The sequence below is a fragment of the Agrobacterium sp. 5Ca50 genome, from assembly GCF_055381905.1.
On the sequence record NZ_AP026438.1, the window covers coordinates 825,721 to 843,339 of the forward strand.

17 protein-coding genes are annotated in these 17,619 nt (G+C 56.0%); 8 read left to right on the forward strand and 9 right to left on the reverse strand.

Annotated features, from left to right (window positions below):
- Positions 1-76: 76 nt before the first annotated feature.
- Both radA and alr read right to left on the reverse strand, forming a co-directional pair.
- Positions 77-1,483: a DNA repair protein RadA gene (gene radA, locus ACZ5FM_RS03975; protein ID WP_192487420.1), complete on the reverse strand. Its 1,407-nt coding sequence runs from the start codon at positions 1,481-1,483 to the stop codon at positions 77-79.
- Positions 1,484-1,597: 114 nt separating this feature from the next.
- Positions 1,598-2,764: an alanine racemase gene (alr, locus tag ACZ5FM_RS03980; RefSeq protein ID WP_464039785.1), complete on the reverse strand. Its 1,167-nt coding sequence runs from the start codon at positions 2,762-2,764 to the stop codon at positions 1,598-1,600.
- Positions 2,765-2,891: 127 nt separating this feature from the next.
- Between alr and ACZ5FM_RS03985 the strand changes: the two genes are divergently transcribed.
- From ACZ5FM_RS03985 to ACZ5FM_RS04000, 4 genes are all read left to right on the forward strand, one after another.
- Positions 2,892-3,713, forward strand: a complete 822-nt coding sequence (locus ACZ5FM_RS03985; RefSeq protein WP_275641385.1) for an AraC family transcriptional regulator — start codon at positions 2,892-2,894, stop codon at positions 3,711-3,713.
- A 112-nt stretch (positions 3,714-3,825) separates the two neighbouring features.
- Positions 3,826-4,554 (forward strand): AzlC family ABC transporter permease, encoded by a 729-nt coding sequence (locus tag ACZ5FM_RS03990; RefSeq protein WP_464039786.1) that lies wholly within the window; start codon positions 3,826-3,828, stop codon positions 4,552-4,554.
- Entirely contained in the window at positions 4,551-4,853 is a 303-nt protein-coding gene (locus tag ACZ5FM_RS03995; RefSeq protein ID WP_192487423.1) for an AzlD family protein, read from the forward strand. The genes ACZ5FM_RS03990 and ACZ5FM_RS03995 overlap by 4 nt, the downstream gene beginning before the upstream one ends.
- A gap of 96 nt (positions 4,854-4,949) precedes the next feature.
- The gene (locus ACZ5FM_RS04000; protein ID WP_464039787.1) at positions 4,950-6,614 is read left to right on the forward strand and encodes an ABC transporter ATP-binding protein; all 1,665 of its coding nucleotides are present in this window, start codon (positions 4,950-4,952) and stop codon (positions 6,612-6,614) included.
- Between the two features lie 93 nt (positions 6,615-6,707).
- On the opposite strand, the gene ACZ5FM_RS04005 is transcribed toward ACZ5FM_RS04000, so the two are convergent.
- On the reverse strand, positions 6,708-8,204 hold the full coding sequence (locus ACZ5FM_RS04005; RefSeq protein ID WP_192487425.1) for a replicative DNA helicase: 1,497 nt from the start codon (positions 8,202-8,204) through the stop codon (positions 6,708-6,710).
- 417 nt (positions 8,205-8,621) lie between these two features.
- Between ACZ5FM_RS04005 and ACZ5FM_RS04010 the strand changes: the two genes are divergently transcribed.
- From ACZ5FM_RS04010 to ACZ5FM_RS04020, 3 genes are read left to right on the forward strand one after another with little or no spacing between them, the layout of a single operon-like run.
- Entirely contained in the window at positions 8,622-9,077 is a 456-nt protein-coding gene (locus ACZ5FM_RS04010; protein WP_192487426.1) for a MarR family winged helix-turn-helix transcriptional regulator, read from the forward strand.
- Positions 9,074-10,768 carry an MFS transporter gene (locus ACZ5FM_RS04015; protein ID WP_464039788.1) on the forward strand — a complete coding sequence of 565 codons (1,695 nt, stop codon included), beginning with the start codon at positions 9,074-9,076 and terminating at the stop codon, positions 10,766-10,768. Before ACZ5FM_RS04010 ends, ACZ5FM_RS04015 begins: the two co-directional genes overlap by 4 nt.
- A gap of 30 nt (positions 10,769-10,798) precedes the next feature.
- On the forward strand, positions 10,799-11,866 hold the full coding sequence (locus tag ACZ5FM_RS04020) for an HlyD family secretion protein (protein ID WP_464039789.1): 1,068 nt from the start codon (positions 10,799-10,801) through the stop codon (positions 11,864-11,866).
- A gap of 142 nt (positions 11,867-12,008) precedes the next feature.
- Here the strand turns inward: ACZ5FM_RS04020 and rplI are convergent, their stop codons facing one another.
- The 6 genes from rplI to ACZ5FM_RS04050 all read right to left on the reverse strand — a co-directional run bounded on the left by rplI (position 12,009) and on the right by ACZ5FM_RS04050 (position 16,429).
- Positions 12,009-12,584, reverse strand: coding sequence for a 50S ribosomal protein L9 (gene rplI, locus ACZ5FM_RS04025; protein WP_192487429.1), 576 nt, complete (start codon positions 12,582-12,584; stop codon positions 12,009-12,011).
- A 20-nt stretch (positions 12,585-12,604) separates the two neighbouring features.
- The gene (locus ACZ5FM_RS04030; protein WP_464039790.1) at positions 12,605-13,579 is read right to left on the reverse strand and encodes a DUF2232 domain-containing protein; all 975 of its coding nucleotides are present in this window, start codon (positions 13,577-13,579) and stop codon (positions 12,605-12,607) included.
- Positions 13,580-13,766: 187 nt separating this feature from the next.
- A complete protein-coding gene (rpsR, locus tag ACZ5FM_RS04035; RefSeq protein WP_192487431.1) occupies positions 13,767-14,015 on the reverse strand; it encodes a 30S ribosomal protein S18 in 249 nt (82 codons plus the stop codon).
- An 18-nt stretch (positions 14,016-14,033) separates the two neighbouring features.
- Complete coding sequence (gene rpsF / locus ACZ5FM_RS04040; RefSeq protein WP_192487432.1) at positions 14,034-14,465, reverse strand: 30S ribosomal protein S6; 432 nt, start codon at positions 14,463-14,465, stop codon at positions 14,034-14,036.
- A 340-nt stretch (positions 14,466-14,805) separates the two neighbouring features.
- Positions 14,806-15,321, reverse strand: coding sequence for a ClbS/DfsB family four-helix bundle protein (locus tag ACZ5FM_RS04045; RefSeq protein ID WP_464039791.1), 516 nt, complete (start codon positions 15,319-15,321; stop codon positions 14,806-14,808).
- 64 nt (positions 15,322-15,385) lie between these two features.
- Positions 15,386-16,429 carry an aldo/keto reductase gene (locus tag ACZ5FM_RS04050; protein WP_464039792.1) on the reverse strand — a complete coding sequence of 348 codons (1,044 nt, stop codon included), beginning with the start codon at positions 16,427-16,429 and terminating at the stop codon, positions 15,386-15,388.
- A gap of 215 nt (positions 16,430-16,644) precedes the next feature.
- Between ACZ5FM_RS04050 and fabD the strand changes: the two genes are divergently transcribed.
- A complete protein-coding gene (fabD, locus tag ACZ5FM_RS04055; protein WP_464039793.1) occupies positions 16,645-17,589 on the forward strand; it encodes an ACP S-malonyltransferase in 945 nt (314 codons plus the stop codon).
- Positions 17,590-17,619 lie beyond the last annotated feature (30 nt).

Genomic DNA, 17,619 nt, shown 5'->3' on the forward strand with positions numbered 1-17,619 from the left:
GGTCGCGGGGCTTTATCAAAGCACCGTCTTGCCTGTTTGCGATCCTCTTACACCACAGGCTTAGCCAGCGAAAGGATCAATATTCATCTTCCTCAACCTGTTTGAAGCGGTTGGCGGAACCTGCGATGCGCGCAACGAGATCCGGCAGGCTTTCAATTTCTGCCCATCGGCCGTTGCCGGTTTTAGGCAATTCCGCCGATGCTGTCGGAAGCAGTGCCTGGGTAAAGCCCAGTTTTTCCGCTTCCTTTAACCGCTGCACCGTGTGCGAAACGGGTCTTACCGCTCCTGACAGGCTGACTTCGCCGAAATAAACACAATCGGCCGGAAGGGCAAGACCGGCAAGCGACGAAACCAGTGCGGAAGCCACAGCCATGTCGGCGGCCGGTTCCGAGATGCGGTAACCGCCAGCGACATTCAGGTACACATCGTGCTGACCAAGTCGCACCCCGCAATGGGCTTCCAGCACCGCCAATATCATCGCAAGGCGTGACGAATCCCAACCGACTACGGCGCGGCGCGGGGTGCCGAGAGACGTGGCTGCCACCAGCGCCTGCACTTCAACCAGCACAGGGCGGGTGCCTTCCATGCCGGCAAAAACCGCAGCGCCCGGGGCTTTTGCGTTGCGTTCACCCAGAAAAAGCTCAGATGGATTGGAAACTTCCCGCAGTCCCTTGTCGGACATTTCGAACACGCCGATTTCATCCGTCGGTCCGAAACGGTTCTTCACCGTCCGCAAGATCCGGTAGTGGTGACCGCGGTCGCCTTCAAAATAAAGCACCGCATCCACCATGTGTTCAACAACACGCGGACCGGCAATCTGGCCTTCCTTGGTCACATGGCCAACAAGCACCATGGCGGCACCGGTCTGTTTGGCAAAACGGATCATCGCCTGTACGCCGGTACGCACTTGGGTGACTGTACCGGGTGCCGAATCGGCCGTGTCGCTCCACAGGGTTTGGATAGAATCGATAATCACCAGATCCGGGCGCTTGCCTTCGGAAATGGTTGCCAGAATATCTTCGACATTTGTTTCTGCCGCCAGCAGCACGTCGGTTTGTGCCGCGCCCAGACGCTGCGCACGCAGACGAACCTGTGCCACGGCCTCTTCACCCGAGACATAAATAATACGCTGGCCGCGTCGCGACAGGGCTGCGGCGGCCTGCATCAGCAGCGTCGATTTGCCGATACCGGGATCGCCACCGATCAACACTGCCGAGCCACGGACGAAACCGCCACCGGTTGCGCGGTCCAACTCGTCCATGCCGGTTGCAATGCGCGGCGCTTCTTCCGATTCCCCTGATAGTGCAGTCAAAGCGACCGGACGACCTTTCTTGGGTGTTTTGCCCGGCCCTGAGCCGATGCCACCCATCAGGTCATCTTCAATGATGGTGTTCCACTCACCGCAACCTTCACACTTGCCAACCCAGCGGGTGTGCACCGTGCCACAGTTCTGGCACACGAATTGGGTTTTGGTCTTGGCCATGCGGTTGTGGCTCCCGGCAGTATCTTGAATGAGAACAAATAAAGAACTTAATGCCGGGATAAACGCCTGCCGTCGGCTTTGCAAGCCTGTTGTTTAAAGGCGGTGCGGTTTTAATTATTCGCCGTCGAACAAATACTGCCGCTCATAACGCAGACCAAGGCCGGTCAGCATTTCATAGCCGATGGTTCCTGCCGCACGCGCGACCTCATCCACCGGTACATTGGGGCCGAACAGTTCAATGTAATCTCCAGCGCGCACGGCATTTTCGGGCACATCGGTGACATCGAAAATGGTGAGGTCCATGGTCACGCGACCGGCAACCGGGACCCGGTGGCCGTTGATGAAACCATAGGCGCCGCCATAACCCATTTCCCTCAAAGGAATGCCGGAACCGGAAAGCGAACGCTGATAACCGTCGGCATAACCGACTGATGCTATGGCAAGGCGGCTGGCGCGCTTGAGCAGGAAAGTGCCACCGTAGCTGACGGTCTGTCCTTCACCGGCTTCACGCACCTGAATGATGCGCGCTTCCGCCTTGGCGACCGGGCGCATCGGATTATCCACGTCATTGACGGCTTCGCCGCCGTAAAGCGCGATGCCGGGACGGGTCAGATCGAAGTGATAGTCTGGACCCAAAAATATTCCAGCAGAAGCTGAAAGGCTTGATTCGACACCTTCGAAAGCAGCGCTAACCTTACGGAATGATTCAAGCTGTGCCTTGTTCATGGCGGAAGTGGGCGTGTCCGCCGATGCGAGGTGCGATAGCACGAGAACCGGGTCGAAGCTGGCTGGCCGCGAGATATCGTCAGCCAGAAACAGCGCCTCATCCAGCGGCAATCCAAGACGGTTGAAGCCGGTATCGACATGAAGGGCGAAGGGATGATCACCCCGTTCGGCAAGCGTCGACATCCAAAAAGCCAACTGCTCTTCCGACGCGACGACAGGCACAAGATCATTGTTGAAGAAATGCGCTTCCTGTCCTGGCCAGATGCCTGACAGCACGAAGATACGTGCTTCCGGAGCGTGCGGACGCAGTGTCACGCCTTCGGCAACGGTTGCCACGAAAAAGTCCCGCGCCCCGGCATGGTACAGCGTGGTGCCGCAATCTTCGATACCCATGCCATAGGCGTCAGCCTTGACCACGGCGGCGGTCCGCGCCTTGCCGGAGCGTTTTTTCATGTCGCGCCAGTTATCCGCCAGTGCACCGAGATCAACAGTCAGCCGCAGCGGCGCATGCTCGAATTCGTCATAATCGGAAAGGCTATCGTCGAAATCGGTCATGCTGTCTCGCAATGCTGCTCAAAAACTATTTGAGCCAAAGCCTATCACTTTTGTTCAAGACGGTAATGACGGATTGCTTTATTCTTTCACTATGCACAGCGTTTCGCAGAAACAGGCCCTTGACGATATGCCGCTTGCCACGACGGAAACCACGCGTTTCTGGCGCGACAGGCGGTTCCGGCATATGGAGTGCCTGAGCGCGACTTTCCTGACGCATGAATATTCCCCGCACGCGCATGAGACCTTCAGCATTGGCGCCATCGAATCCGGCTCGCAGATATCGACGATCAATGGCACCCGAGAGCAGACTGGTCCCGGCAATCTTTACCTGATCAATCCCGGCCAGATCCATGATGGTGCACCGGGAGGTGAAGGTTATCGCTACCGGATGATCTATCCCGACATGGAGTTGTTGCAGGAGGTGATTGAGGACGTGACGGGCAGGGCGTTTCATGGCACGCCGTCTTTCCCGCGCTTTTTGCCAAAAGACCCGCAAATGGCTGCCGCGTTCCAGATTGCCCATCAGCGACTCGAGCAGAAGTCCGGTGCGCTGGAGGCCGATGAAGGTATGTTCAGCGTACTGGCAGAACTATTTCGTCGCCACGGCAGCACGATCATCCTGCCGGTGGAAACGCGCGAACGTACAGCGGTTTACCGGGTAAGGGATTATCTCACCGACAATTGCGAGATCGACATCGGGTTGGAACAACTAGCGGCCATTGCCGGGCTCAGCCGCGCCCATTTGATCCGGGCGTTTCGCAAGGAATTCTACATCACGCCGCACGCCTATCTGACGGATGTGCGTATTCGCAAGGCGCGTCGTTTGCTGCGGCTTGGCGATAATCCCGCCTCTGTGGCACTGGAATGCGGATTTGCCGATCAGGCGCATTTCACTCGCCACTTCAAGGCGCGCACCGGCATTACACCGGGTCAGTTCCGCGCTGCCTGAGACCAAATCGTCTGGCAACGGTTCCGTGCTGTTCTCTGTCCCCATCACTTTTGTTCAAGACGCACCCATCATCCTTCTCTACCTGCCATCTCCCAGGATATCGGAGATGGTGATGGCAAAGATAGTGAAGTCGGGTGACGTGCTGGCGGGGTTGCGGGCCGCAGCGCCGCTTTTGGTGGCGATGGTACCGATTGGCGTGGTGTTTGGTGCGGTCGCGGTTTCAAAGGGTCTGTCGGCACTCGAGGCCTGCCTGATGTCGCTGTTTGTCTTTGCCGGCGGCTCGCAGTTCGTGGCAATGGATTTATGGACCCATCCGGCAAGCTGGCTGGCGCTCGGTTTTGCCGCTCTGTTGGTCAATCTGCGCCACGTGCTGATGAGTGCGTCCATCGCCTCGAAGCTGGATGGGTTCAACGGCTGGCGTAAATATGCCGCCATGCTGGTACTGACGGACGAATCCTGGGCGTTGTCCGAATTCCGTGCGATGACGGCTAGGCTGACACCGGCTTTTTTTGCCAGTGCTGCGCTGTCGATCTACGCCGTCTGGAATGTCTCGACACTCGCCGGCGCATTGCTTGGTTCGGTCATGGGCGACATGACGGTGATCGGCCTCGACTTTGCCTTTCCCGCGGTGTTCATCGTGTTGCTGATGGGGTTTTGGAAAGGCACCGAAACCGGACTTGTGCTGCTGGCCAGTGCACTGACCTCATGGTTGACACACCTCTACATTCCCGGTGCCTGGTACATTGCCACGGGCGCGCTTGCCGGGCTGGCAGTTGCAGCCTTTGGGCGGACGGAAACTTTGTCGGATGAGAACAAGGCTGATGCGGAGCAACCGGCATGAGCCTTGATACATCAACATTTTTTGCCATCCTTGCGATGATGGTGGCAACGGTAAGCACCCGTATGGGCGGTTTGCTGCTGGTCCGCTACACCAATCCCGGCCCACGCATGAAAAAGGCACTGTCATCGGTGCCACCAGCGGTGCTGATGGCTGTTGTGACGCCAACCGCCTTGTCAACCGGTACGGCGGAAAGCATTGCCTGTCTGGTAACGGCCGTTGCCGCACTTCGCCTGTCACTTTTGCCTGCAGCTTTTGCTGGCGTGGCAACGGTCGCAGTCCTGCGTTCAATCGGTTTTTGAAAACCTCGCCTGAGGCTGCTGCGGGTTGAAATGCCCGCCCGCGACCTTTACTGCGGTTATTCACCTTGAGTTGTCTCAACCTGGGGAGTGCCGTTTATGCGGAATAACTACAGGGCCGCAATCGGGCCGCTTCTTCGCATTTATGCTGACTACTGGAAGAATGCCCGGCTGTCGATTTCCCTTCTTGTCGTGACCATCCTTGCCGGATCGATACTGGCTGTCACAGGCCCTTATGTCTTTTCACGGCTGGTGGACGATCTGCCGGATACGCCGGCCCGCTGGATGCTGGCCTTTACCTTTTATGCGCTGCTGACAGCCGGTGCCATGGGCGTGCAGCGCTGCACGCAATATATGGCCGTCATTCATTCTGAACGGCTGGATTACATCGCTGCGACCGGTTTCTTCGAGCGTATCATCAACAAACCGCCATCGTTTTTTACCGATCACAATCCGGCCGAAATCCAGGCGGCGCAAACGCAAGGCGCATCGGCAACATCCATCTTCATGCAGATGATGTTCATTTCGTTTTTGCCTGGTATTTCGGCTTTCCTGTTTGCAACGCTGATGCTGGGCGCGGTCATCAGTTTTGATGTGCTGCTGATCGTATGTCTCTACGGTGCGATCTTTATCGGCCTGACACTGGTGTCCAATCGCATCACCGGTCCTTTTCTCGAAAAGGCCATTGATGCCGGACAGCAGAATGCCGGTTTTGTCGGTAATGCCATCAGCATGATCGAACCTTTGCGGCACACCGCCAGTACGGAATGGATGAAGGCACGCTTTGCCGAAAGTGCAGGTTCGATCTACGACAATTGGCGGCTGTATTCGCTGCGTCGTATCGTGTTCGTGGCAATGATTTCGCTGGCGTTGGCTCTGCAATTCATCATCACCTTCTACCTGCTTTTGCCACGCTATGAGCAAGGGCAACTGTCCGTGGGTGACATCGTGCTCTTCAACATGCTGTTGTTGCAGCTGAATGTGCCGTTTGAACTGATTGGCCAGTCGATCAATGAAACAGTAAGGGCGCTTGCCCGTTTTGCGCCCTTTGCCCGCATGTGGAATGCACCAGAAGAGCAAAGGGCGGGCGGGGAGGCCGGACTGGTTCTGTCGCAGGGCGTAATCGAATTTGAGGATGTCGGTTTCCGCTATGAAAATGGACGTGGTGTTGAAAATGTCTCGTTCCGTGCTTCGCCCGGACGGCTCACCTTTATCACCGGCGAAACCGGTTCGGGAAAATCGACCCTGTTCAAGCTGCTGCAAAAAACCATGCTGCCGCAAAAGGGGCATATCCGTATCGATGGCCGCGATATTGGGACTATCGACCGAGATGACTGGTTTTCTGCGGTTGGTATCGTGCCTCAGGAGGTGCAACTGCTCAATGACACTCTTACCGCTAACATTGTTCTGGGACGACCCTATGACGAGGCGCGGCTGCGCCGTTCAACCGAGCGTGCGGCGATCATTGAGCGTATCGAGGCCATGCCACAAAAGTTCGAAACCAGGGTGGGTGAGCGTGGCTTGAAGCTGTCGGGAGGGGAGCGCCAGCGCATTGCCATTGCACGGGCGCTTTATGCAGAGCCGGTCATTCTGTTGCTGGATGAGGCAAGCTCTGCCCTTGATGATGAAACCGAACGCGAGATCATGGACCAGTTGCGCAAGGTCGATGCCGACATGACGATCATAGCGATCACCCATCGCCAGAGCAGTATCCGGCGACAGGATCAGGTCATCGCTTTGCCCTCAGGCGTTAAAGCAGAATGAGAGCGTGTCCCCCGATATTCGGAATCAGTTTCTGAGAGCGCCAGCTCAAGACATTGAAACAAAACGCCCCGTTGAAAAGCGGGGCGTTTCGTATCAGTGTTCTTCGTACTGGCTGAAGGATGGGTCGGCCAAATCCGCAAAGCGGGTGAATTCCGACTGGAAGGCGAGTTTAACGGTGCCGGTCGGTCCGTGACGCTGCTTGGCGATAATCACGTCTGCTGTGCCCTTCACCTTGTCGAACAGTGCTTCCCACTCCGCATATTTCGGATCATCCGGATCACGCGGTTCCATGTTCTTGACGTAATATTCCTCACGGAACACGAACAGCACAACGTCGGCGTCCTGCTCGATCGAACCAGATTCACGAAGGTCAGAGAGCTGTGGGCGTTTGTCTTCGCGGCTTTCCACCTGACGGGACAGCTGTGACAGCGCGATGATCGGAACGTTCAGTTCCTTGCCCAGCGCCTTCAGGCCCGTGGTGATTTGGGTGATTTCCTGCACGCGGTTTTCACCGCTTTTGCCGGAGCCGGTCATCAGCTGAATATAGTCGACTACCAGGCAATCAAGGCCGCGCTGGCGCTTGAGGCGACGCGCACGTGCCGACAGCTGGGCAATGGAGATACCACCGGTCTGGTCGATATAAAGCGGAACCTTTTGCATCATCTGGCTGCAGGCAACCAGCTTTTCGAAATCGGCTTCGGTGATTTCACCACGGCGGATTTTTGAGGATGACACTTCTGTCTGCTCGGAAATGATACGGGTTGCCAGCTGTTCGGACGACATTTCGAGTGAGTAGAAACCGACGACGCCGCCGTTCTTGGCCTTGAAGGAGCCATCCGGCTGGATTTCCTGCTCGTAGGCAGCGGCGATATTGTAGGCAATGTTGGTGGCAAGCGAGGTCTTGCCCATACCCGGACGACCCGCAAGTACGATAAGGTCAGAACGCTGCAAACCGCCCATACGGCCATCCAGCGAGTGGATGCCAGTGGAAATGCCCGACAGGTTGCCGTCACGTTCAAACGCCTGGCCGGCCATGTCGATGGCCAGCGAAACCGCGTCATTGAATGACTGGAAGCCACCGTCATAACGGCCGGTTTCCGCCAGCTCGAACAGGCGGCGCTCGGTATCTTCAATCTGCGTCTGCGGCGGCATGTCGAGCGGCGCGTCATAGGCAATGTTGACGACATCCTCACCAATCTGGATCAGCGCGCGGCGCAGCGCCAGATCATAGATCGCGCGGCCGTAGTCTTCCGCGTTGATGATGGTCACGGCTTCGGCAGCAAGACGTGCGAGGTACTGCGCAACGGTCAGATCACCCACCTTGTCATCAGACGGTAGAAAGGTCTTGATCGTGACCGGGTTGGCAGTCTTGCCCATGCGAATGATGTCGCCGGCGACTTCGAAGATCTTGCGGTGCAGCGGTTCATACAGATGAACCGGCTTCAGAAAGTCCGAAACGCGATAATAGGCGTCATTATTGACGAGAATAGCACCCAGAAGGGCCTGTTCGGCTTCAATGTTGTTTGGCGCTTCGCGGTAATGCGGTTCGGCCGGGGAGACCGGGGCGATCTTTCGTGCTGCATCATTCATTGTCTAATGGTCTCCCTGTATCTGCGTCTCATGTGCGCTAACACAGCCATCCGAAAACCGGGGTGCGGGTTTCGGAAAGCAGCAGACGCAAATGCATTAATTATCGCGTTGGTACATCCAGCTTGGCACACACGCTCACTTAACGATGTGGCGGTACCGGCCGGGACAGTCAATGACATAGTTGCAACACTGCCAAACAGCCGCATTTCAGGGGGATTTGGGCGATCACATTTTATGTTGTCCCCATCAATCCACAGCCCTTTCGGCGTTGAGTGCAAAACCCCAAAACGAATCAAACCGCGTCAGCCTTGAATTTATGGCATGGCTGCCACGTCAGCAAAGCATCTTGAAAATCGTCAGTATCACGTATAAATAGGCAATAAATAAGTAGTATGCTAATTATAAGGAAGTCATATCGTGTCGCGACAAACCGACAAGGAGCAACTGCTGGATGAAATGTCATCCTTCAATCGCAAGCTCAGGACGTTTTTCGATGCGCGGGTAGGCGAGCAGGGGCTGACACTGGCGCGGACGCGGGTGCTTTTTGCTCTGTCGCGCCGCGGATCATTGACCCAGAAGCAGCTTGCCGAAGAGCTTGAAATTGAAACGCCTACTCTGGTGCGCGTTCTCGATGGTATGGAAAAACAGAACCTCATCGAGCGCCGTGAAGAAGCCGGCGACAGGCGCGCCAAGCGCATTCACATGACACCGGAAGGCGAGGCGACTGCCGCCACGGTCAATGCAACGGCTGCGGATCTGCGCAAGCGAATTACCACTGACATTTCTTCTGAAGATATTGCCACCACGCTTAAAGTCGTGCGTAGTCTTATCAGCAATATTCAGGCTCTTTCTTCAGGTGAGGAAGACAGATGAGCACGCGCGGTACATTGGCTGCACAGGCTGAGGATGAGGCATCGCCCGCAATTGCGGATCAACAGGTCGTGGTCGAAGAGCCACCACCTGCAGCACCCGCTCAACCACCTGAGAAATCCCTACCGGAAAAATTGATCTATATCGCCGCTGGCCTGCTGTTTTTCGTTACGCAGGGTCTGGGCATGAATATCGTCACGGCGAACATGTATCAGCTGCAGGGCGAGTTTTCAGCTACGGTTGCCGAAGTCGTCTGGCTGTCTGCTGCCTATATGGCGCCCTATGCCAGCCTGTCGATCGCGCTGTTCAAGATTAGGGCACAATATGGTCTGCGTCCCTTTGCCGAACTGAGCATTATTCTGTTCGTCGTGGCCTCCTGTCTCAACCTGTTTGTCACAGACCTGCACTCGGCAATTGTTGTTCGTTTCGTGAGCGGCATGGCGGCAGCACCGCTATCTTCGCTCGGCTTTCTCTATATTCTTGAAGCCTATCCGGCGCACCGAAAATTGTCTTTCGGTCTTTGCACGGCGCTCACTGGCACGCTGTTGTCTGCCCCTATTGCCCGCATCATCTCTCCCTCACTGATGGAGATCGATGGCTGGCGATCGCTTTATACGATGGAACTCGGCGTGGCGCTGATTGCGCTGCCAGCCATCTACCTCCTGCCTCTAACAGCACCACCGCGCGCCAAGATTCTCGAGCGTGTCGACGTGTTGAGCTATCTCTTTCTGGCTACAGGCCTTGGCTGTCTGGCCTTCTTCTTCTCGCTTGGCCGGTTTTACTGGTGGCTGGAAGCAAGCTGGCTGGGTCTGTTGCTTGCGGCTGCCGTCGTCTGCCTGACCTGCATGGCCTTCATCGAATTGCACCGCAAGAATCCGATGATTGACTTGCGCTGGATATTCTCGCGCCAAAACTTGCATATTGCCGCTGTTCTTATCATCTTTCGTGCCGTGACCTCAGAACAGTCGACCACGGCCGTCAGCTTCTACCAGCAGCTGGGCATCATGAATGACCAGACGGTGACCCTCTATGGCATCATTCTGCTGGCAACGATCCTTGGTGGCGCGTTCTGTGCCTTTCTGATGGTAACGAAATATGTTGATACAGCCCACGTCATTGCGCTCAGCCTGATTGCGATTGGTGCTTTTCTGGATAGCCAGGCGACCAACCTGACCCGGCCGGAACAGATGTATTTCAGCCAGGCGATGATTGCGGGAGGTGCTGCGATGTTCTTGCCGCCTGTCATGGCCAAGGGATTTGCCAGCGCCATGGCCAAGGGCTTGCCCTATCTCGTCAACTTCATCGCCATCTTCCTGTTCACGCAGATCAGTGGCTCTTTGATGATGACGGCGGCACTCGGCAGCTTCGTGACGATCCGTGAGAAATTCCATTCAAATATTCTGTCGGAACATATCGTCCTGACTGATCCGAATGTTGCGCTGAGAATATCGCAGCTTGCCTCGTCATACGGCAAAGTCATTACCGACAAGACCCTGCTCAACGCCGAAGGCGTATCGATGCTGGCACAGCAGGTAACGCGCGAGGCCTATGTGCTGGCCTATGCCGATACCTTCCTGCTCATTTCCATGGTGACCGCCGCTGCGCTGGTCATGCTTCTCATCCACCTGGCGTGGAACAGGATCAAGCCCACGCTGATGCCTGCTGAACCCGCCGCGGCACCCCAGAACTCATAACGCCAGAATTCATAACGAACGAGTCAGAAAATGCTCAAGAAAATATTCACCCCGGTTTCCCTTATCGTCCTCATGGCTGGTCTGACTGGTCTCGGCATGGTGCTTTATGCATGGCGCCTGCTACCTTTTTCCAGCTCCGTGGAAATGACTGACAATGCCTATGTCCGTGGTTATGTCACGCTGCTCAGCCCGCAGGTCAGCGGTTACATCGTTGATGTGCCCGTGAAGGACTATCAGGACGTCAAGCAGGGCGACATTCTGGCCCGCGTCGATGACCGCAGCTACGTGCAGAAACTGGCACAGGCAAAGGCGACACTGGACGGCCAGAAGGCATCCCTTGCCAATTCCGACCAGAAGGAAAATGCCGCTCGCGCCAATATCTCTTCCAGCGAAGCGTCGATTGAAAGTGCGCAGGCCGCGCTCAAGCAGGCACAGCTGGCTTCCGACCGGCAGGACAATCTGACCAAGAGCGGTGTTGGCACATCCAGCACGCAGGAAGAGGCGCATGCCACGCTTGAAAAGGCCAAGGCGGCGTTGTTGCAGGCCAAGGCAGCACTCGAGGTTTCCAATCAGGATCTGCAGACCATCATCGTCAACAGGGGATCGCTTGAAGCGGCTGTTGCAAGCGCCGAAGCCAGTGTCCAGCTGGCAGAGATCGATCTCGGCAACACTGTCATTCGCGCGCCGCGTGACGGCAAGGTCGGTGAAGTTGGCGCACGGCTTGGCCAGTATGTCACGGCAGGCACACAGTTGATGGCGGTCGTGCCAACCGACGTCTGGGTCATCGCCAACTTCAAGGAAACCCAGCTTGCCGGCATGCAGGTGGGGCAACCGGTTTCGATTTCCGTTGATGCCATGCAGCGCAGGGAAATTCGTGGGCATGTCGAGCGTTTCTCGCCCGCTGCCGGTTCGGAATTCTCTGTTATCAAGCCTGATAATGCGACGGGTAACTTCGTGAAGATTGCCCAACGCATCGGTGTGCGTGTGGCGATTGATCCCGGCCAGGATATGACTTCTGAGCTTTCACCGGGCATGTCTGTCGTGGTGCGAGTGGACAAGAGCAAGGCTCCGGAAGCCGTTCACAGCGTCTCTAATTAAGGGGAGGGACTGCTGCGATCGTCACGCCGACGGTCGCACAATCTATACCCAAGTAATGATCGGTTACCGCAGGTACCCAAGAACGACAAAACCCCGGATGTTGCCATCCGGGGTTTCTTTTTCAGCCCTGGGGCTGAAATTCTTATTCGTTGTCGAAGTCGCCTTCGGCTTCTGGATCGAAGAAGTCTTCTGGACGCAGAGCATCTTCGTCAACGCCGTAGATAGCGTCAGCAGAGGTGAGGCTTTCGCCCTTTGCCTGACGTTCAGCTTCTTCAGCAGAACGAGCAACGTTCAGTTCAACCGAGATTTCAACTTCGGAATGCAGGTGCAGGAGAACGTTGTGAATGCCGATGGTCTTGATCGGTGTGTTCAGCTCAACCTGGTTACGGCCAACGGTGAAGCCTTCTGCAGACAGGATTTCAGCAACGTCGCGAGCAGCAACAGAACCGTACAGCTGGCCGGTTTCGCCTGCGGAGCGAACGACGATGAAGGACTTGCCTTCGAGTGCTGCTGCAACCTTGTCGGCTTCAGACTTGCGCTCGAGGTTACGAGCTTCGAGCGTTGCACGCTCAGAGTCGAAACGGGTCTTGTTGGCAGCGTTGGCGCGCAGAGCCTTGCCCTGTGGCAGCAGGAAGTTACGTGCGTAACCGTCGCGAACCTTGACGATTTCGCCCATCTGGCCGAGCTTGTTGATGCGTTCGAGAAGAATGACTTCCATCTTCTTGATCCTTTCTTGTTTTAATTGTTGGTTTCGTTCGTTGTGTCTGTTTTCCGCATCGGCGTGAGAGAAATCGTGCTGCGCACGTCGCTCATGCCGATAACGAGAATGATGAGCAGCGGCAACATGAATACCGCCGAGAGATAAGCAAGCAGTAGAACCGGCAGACGCCAGTCCTTGCCGCGTGTCCGGTAATGCAGCGACGCATAACCCGACATCAGGAAACCTGCGCCGAATGTTCCTGCGATAACAGCACCACACATGGCAATGACACCGCCAAGGAAGGTTGCGACAATACCGGCAAGGAACACGAATACCGCGTTGCGATGCATGCGAAGCGCTGCCGGAATGTCCTCACGTGGGCGAAGGCCCTTGCCGAAAGAACCAACCAGGCGGCTGGCAAAATAATAGGCTGCAAACAGCAGGATAACCCAGAGAGCACCCTGCATGATTGGCAGCATCAGCACCATCAGAGACTTCGTCTGGGCAAGCGCCAACTGGTCAGGGGAGAAGGATGGTTCCTGCGCCGTGACCGACGACATCATCAGGTCAACCATCTGCGACACCAGTTCCGGACCGTAACCGATGATCGCGCCGAGAATGATAACGGCAATACTGATGGCGATGCACAGATGCAGGATGATGCCGGACAGTGGGTACCAGGCAAGCAGGTCGTCTGGACCGCCGATTTCCGATGCTGGGCGCGCCAGATTAGCGTGGTGCGAAATCCAGGCAGCAGGTACCAGCGTGAAGATTGCCAAACTCAGCACAGCTAACATCGGAGCCATCAGTGACCCGACAACGCAAGCGGTAATAACGGCGATAATGGCGGCGCGATTGCCCCAGCCGAGACCGGCAATGAAAACAGGCATGGCGGAGGCGGCGTAAAGCAGGAATGCTAAAGACGGCTGTCTGCTTGCGCCCAGTGTCAGAAACACGGCGGCAATACCGGCAAGAATACCGGAAATCAGCACTGTCTGGTTCAACTTTATCACGTCGCTGTCCTGCTTCTATAGCAGTTAGAGGACCGTCTTTAAAAACGTCGTCCCCAACATGGGTTTTATGTCTGGTATCGATCCGCGCCCAACGCGGAAGGAATTCGAAGCTGCGACCGACTGATTAAACGTCAGTTGCTCTTTAGAAAAACGAGGCCGCACAAGATGCAGCCTCGTCTTGAGTTCATTACGCTACAACGTATGGCAGCAGGCCGAGGAAGCGTGCACGCTTGATCGCCTGAGCGAGTTCGCGCTGCTTCTTCTGGGAAACGGCTGTGATACGGGAAGGAACGATCTTGCCGCGCTCGGAAATGTAGCGCTGCAGAAGACGGATGTCCTTGTAGTCGATCTTCGGAGCGTTAGCGCCGGAGAATGGGCACGTCTTGCGACGGCGGTGGAACGGGCGGCGTGCCTGAGAAGATGATGCGTCAGCCATTGTTTTTCTCCTTAACGCTTATGCACGGTCTGTGCGCGGACGGGGAGCGCGTTCGAAGCCGCCTTCACGCGGGCCACGATCAGAACGCTCTGGACGGTCGCCATCACGACGTGGACGGTCGTCACGGTCGCGCTTCTGCATCATAGCAGACGGGCCTTCCTCGTGAGCTTCAACAGCGATGGTCATGTAACGAAGAACGTCTTCGTTGATGCGCATCTGACGCTCTACTTCGTGGATAGCTGCTGCTGGTGCATCGATGTCCATCAGGGCGTAGTGAGCCTTGCGGTTCTTCTTGATGCGGTATGTCAGGGACTTGAGGCCCCAGTTCTCGACTCGGCCAATCTTGCCGCCGAACGATTCGATAACGCCCTTGTACTGTTCTACGAGTGCGTCAACCTGCTGGGCGGAAATGTCCTGCCGAGCAAGGAAGATGTGTTCATAAAGAGCCATAATAGCTTGCCTTTCTTGCGTTTTGTTCTCACCCGGTTACGGCGCTAAGCCTCAACGACTGGTCTTGATCGGGAAAACCCGGCGCAAGAAAAGTGTTGTTCGAGACGGTCGAGAGCGGAGACACGGGAGGCCGGAAAAACCTTATGGTTCCTGCTGTTTCGAAAACGAAACCAGCCCTCCGTTCAGCCACCAGCCAGTAAGACCGGATGTTGCGAACAGCGCGCTTATACGCATTTCTGGCCGTATTGCAAGACTTCGCAGCAAAAAGGCGGTGCGGAAGTGCCTTTAAGACGGTGGGTTCAACGTGAGGTCTTCAATTTTCTATGCTTGTAGTCTTCTGTTATGAACGTGGTGACCTCTGCTTTTTCCATTTGCGCAGGCGACTACGGGCGTTGGCGTAGGGTGACGCCGTATTGAACTGGATCATGCGACCCAGGCTCCATTTGCCGTACCATGGGCGACCATACAAGGCGTCATCATTCAACGAGTGAACGAGAGACATCAACTCTTGATGTGTGGTTTCAAAGCGCAGCAGCAATTGCACATAGGATAGAGAATCATAGTCACGGTAGAACTTGGCTGCGAGTTTGCCGAGTTCATTCCATTTATATCCGGTTTCCGGAAAATCGGGTTCTTCACCGGCAGCACGTAACCTGTTCCATTTGAGAACCAGCTCACCCCAGCCGGTCAGGTAGGCCACCAGATCTTTCACGCTCATGGTCGTGCCCTTGGCGTGGCCTTCCATATCGGCCGTGGTCGCCAAGGTCTCAGGTATAGAAGCAAGCTCGAACAGCAGTTTTGCAAAACCGCTCTCCATGGCGTTTAAAAGCTCTGCCTTGGTCTGCGGTACTGCCATGCCTGATGCCTTCGGTGAATTAAAAAGCGCGGTAACTCGGGTGAGCTACCGCGCTTTTATGGGATCAGATCGGCATCGGGTACAGGCGGTGTATTGCCGCAATGCCCTTCAGCACATCGTCGGAAAGTGCCACATCCTTGGCAGCGATATCGATTTTCAACTGTTCCATCGTCGTTGCGCCAATAATGCAAGACGCCATGAACGGACGTGTCAGTGTAAATGCGATCGCCAACTGTGCTGCATCCAGTCCGTGCTGGGCAGCGAGATCGAGATAGGCTTTGACAGGTGCTTCCTGAAGAGGCTGAAGACGGCCACCGATGTCGGTGTTGATGGTGCCGCGCGAACCGGCCGGCCGTGCACCGTTCTGGTACTTGCCGGTCAAAATGCCGCCAGCCAGTGGCGAATAGGCCAAAAGGCCGACATTTTCATGATGGGCAACTTCAGCCAGGTCGAGATCGAATGAACGATACAGTAAGTTATATTCGTTCTGGATGCTGGCGACGCGCGGCAGGCCCTTGGCCTCTGCCAGATCGATATACTTCTGCGTGCCCCAGGCGCTTTCATTGGACAGGCCGATAGCACGGATTTTTCCGGCCTTCACCAGTTCACCCAGCGTGTCGAGCTTTTCATCGATCTCGGCAAGTGTGCGAACCGTGTCCTGTCCCGAAGCATCAAAACCCCACGCGCCGCGGAAGTGATAGGTGCCGCGGTTCGGCCAGTGAACCTGATAAAGGTCGATATAGTCTGTGCGCAGGCGCTTCAGGCTGGTGTCGACGGCTTCACGGATGCCATCGGCATCGATATCGCGACCGTCACGGATATAAGGACGGCCGGAACCGGCAACTTTGGTGGCCAGAACGACATCCTTGCGTTTACCGGTTTTCTGGAACCATGTGCCGATATAGTCTTCGGTAAGGCCCTGCGTTTCGGCTGAAACTGGTGTCGTCGGGTACAATTCGGCGGTGTCGAAGAAGTTCACACCGTTTTCCACGGCATAATCCATCTGTTCGTGCGCTTGCGCTTCCGTATTCTGCGTGCCCCATGTCATGGTGCCAAGGCAGATTTCCGACACTGAAATGCCCGTGCGCCCGAGGGTGTTGTATTTCATGAATGAAATTCCTGACGTGATGAAAGAAAAGGGAGGGGCCTTGGAATTTAGGAAGGAATTGCGCTGGCGCAAGTCAAAAATATTGGTTCTGGTAACCGGGCATAAAACCGCAAGGACTTGTGAATCCGCAGTTTCTAAGCGGCATCGCACTTGACTCCGTACGCCATTGCGTGAATTGGAAAGCAAAAAATAACCGGAAAAACAGGAAATACCTCATGAAAATCGCTTTCACCTTTCCCGGACAGGGCAGCCAGTCCGTTGGCATGGGCAAGGATCTTGCCGAGAATTTCGCTGAAGCTCGTGCGGTTTTTGAAGAAGTTGACGAGGCTCTGGGGCAGAAGCTTTCCGACATCATGTGGAATGGCCCGGAAGAATCCTTGACGCTGACGGCAAATGCCCAGCCTGCGCTGATGGCTGTTTCCGTTGCGGTCATGCGCGTTCTGGAAGCCAAGGGCCTGAACCTTGCCGACAAGGTTTCCTTTGTTGCCGGTCATTCACTCGGTGAATATTCTGCGCTGTGCGCTGCCGGTACATTCTCGCTGGGCGACACCGCCCGTTTGCTGCGCATTCGCGGCAATGCCATGCAGGCTGCGGTTCCAGTTGGTCAGGGCGCAATGGCGGCCGTCATCGGTCTCGAGCACGGTGATGTCGAAGCGATCTGCAAGGAAGCGGCCGCTGGCGGCATCTGCCAGATTGCCAATGACAATGGCGGTGGCCAGCTGGTTATCTCCGGCTCAAAGGCTCCTGTTGAACAGGCGGCCGCACTAGCCTCCGAAAAGGGCGCAAAGCGCGCCATCATGTTGCCAGTCTCCGCACCTTTCCATTCTGCACTGATGGCACCGGCTGCTGACGCCATGCGCGAAGCGCTTGCCAAGGTGACAAAACATAACCCGGTCGTGCCGGTTGTTGCCAATGTGCGCGCAGCCCCGGTGACAGATGCGGAAGAAATCGCCAGACTGCTGGTCGAGCAGGTGACGGGTCAGGTTCGCTGGCGCGAAACCGTTGAGTGGTTCGCCGCCAATGATGTGACTCAATTGTATGAGATTGGCTCCGGCAAGGTGCTAACCGGTCTGGCAAAGCGTATCGACAAGACGGTTTCTGGCACTGCAGTGAATACTGCAGCCGATATTGACGCCGCCATTGCAACGCTTCTTGGCTGAATGCAGCGCGCATTTTGAGATAAGGATAAA

What these genes read in the sequence shown, in the direction of transcription:
- radA (WP_192487420.1), bottom strand. Translation starts at nt 1,483, where the DNA reads ATGGCCAAGACCAAAACCCAATTCGTGTGCCAGAACTGTGGCACGGTG.
- alr (WP_464039785.1), bottom strand. Translation starts at nt 2,764, where the DNA reads ATGACCGATTTCGACGATAGCCTTTCCGATTATGACGAATTCGAGCAT.
- ACZ5FM_RS03985 (WP_275641385.1), top strand. Translation starts at nt 2,892, where the DNA reads ATGCCGCTTGCCACGACGGAAACCACGCGTTTCTGGCGCGACAGGCGG.
- ACZ5FM_RS03990 (WP_464039786.1), top strand. Translation starts at nt 3,826, where the DNA reads ATGGCAAAGATAGTGAAGTCGGGTGACGTGCTGGCGGGGTTGCGGGCC.
- ACZ5FM_RS03995 (WP_192487423.1), top strand. Translation starts at nt 4,551, where the DNA reads ATGAGCCTTGATACATCAACATTTTTTGCCATCCTTGCGATGATGGTG.
- ACZ5FM_RS04000 (WP_464039787.1), top strand. Translation starts at nt 4,950, where the DNA reads ATGCGGAATAACTACAGGGCCGCAATCGGGCCGCTTCTTCGCATTTAT.
- ACZ5FM_RS04005 (WP_192487425.1), bottom strand. Translation starts at nt 8,204, where the DNA reads ATGAATGATGCAGCACGAAAGATCGCCCCGGTCTCCCCGGCCGAACCG.
- ACZ5FM_RS04015 (WP_464039788.1), top strand. Translation starts at nt 9,074, where the DNA reads ATGAGCACGCGCGGTACATTGGCTGCACAGGCTGAGGATGAGGCATCG.
- ACZ5FM_RS04020 (WP_464039789.1), top strand. Translation starts at nt 10,799, where the DNA reads ATGCTCAAGAAAATATTCACCCCGGTTTCCCTTATCGTCCTCATGGCT.
- rplI (WP_192487429.1), bottom strand. Translation starts at nt 12,584, where the DNA reads ATGGAAGTCATTCTTCTCGAACGCATCAACAAGCTCGGCCAGATGGGC.
- rpsR (WP_192487431.1), bottom strand. Translation starts at nt 14,015, where the DNA reads ATGGCTGACGCATCATCTTCTCAGGCACGCCGCCCGTTCCACCGCCGT.
- rpsF (WP_192487432.1), bottom strand. Translation starts at nt 14,465, where the DNA reads ATGGCTCTTTATGAACACATCTTCCTTGCTCGGCAGGACATTTCCGCC.
- ACZ5FM_RS04045 (WP_464039791.1), bottom strand. Translation starts at nt 15,321, where the DNA reads ATGGCAGTACCGCAGACCAAGGCAGAGCTTTTAAACGCCATGGAGAGC.
- ACZ5FM_RS04050 (WP_464039792.1), bottom strand. Translation starts at nt 16,429, where the DNA reads ATGAAATACAACACCCTCGGGCGCACGGGCATTTCAGTGTCGGAAATC.
- fabD (WP_464039793.1), top strand. Translation starts at nt 16,645, where the DNA reads ATGAAAATCGCTTTCACCTTTCCCGGACAGGGCAGCCAGTCCGTTGGC.